General features: G+C 59.1%; 1 protein-coding gene. It reads left to right on the forward strand.

Features of this window, described 5'->3' with window-relative positions:
- Positions 1 to 648: RHS repeat domain-containing protein (locus H0Z09_RS27180; RefSeq protein WP_186694935.1), on the forward strand; the 648-nt coding region annotated here is incomplete at both ends.

The following is a 648-nucleotide window of genomic DNA, read 5'->3' on the forward strand; positions in this document are numbered from 1 at the left end:
GTGTCGATGGTCACGGGCGAGGAATTGCTGACGCTGACCGATGGGGTGCTGGACGGGGTTTTGCCGTTTGAGTGGACACGGTTGTACCGCACCAGTGCGGTGGAAGTGGACTGCGGATTGGGGTTTGGGTGGAGTCATTCTTTATCGCATCGGCTGAGTGTTTCCGGTGATTCGGTGGTGTGGACGGATCACGAGAACCGATCGACCACCCTGCCCTTGCCGACTGTTGCTCGACCGGCGATTACCAATAGCCTGGCGGAAGCGGCGATCTATTTGGGGGCTTCGCCCGATGAGTTGGTGCTGGCGCAGGCATCGCGCTTCTACCACTTTCGCGACGGTGTGCTGACAGCGATCAGTGATGCGTATGACAACCGGCTGCGGATTTCCCGGGATTTTTTGGGGCGCATTGAGCGGCTGGATAACGGCGTGGGGCGTTCGCTGTTTTTGCGCTATGCGTCGGGCCGCATTGTGGCGGTGGATTACCAGATTGAGCGGGCGGTGGACGACGGTCCGTTTGTCTGGGTGACGGAGCAGAACGTTGTTTCCTACGCCTATGACGACATTGGACGGCTGGTTTCGGCGACCAATGCGGTAGGCGAAAGTGAGGTTTATCGGTACGACGAGCAGCACGTCATTCTTGAGCGTGGG

The organism is Pseudomonas sp. SWRI18, from assembly GCF_014268345.1.
Classification (GTDB): Bacteria; Pseudomonadota; Gammaproteobacteria; order Pseudomonadales; family Pseudomonadaceae; genus Aquipseudomonas; species Aquipseudomonas cedrina.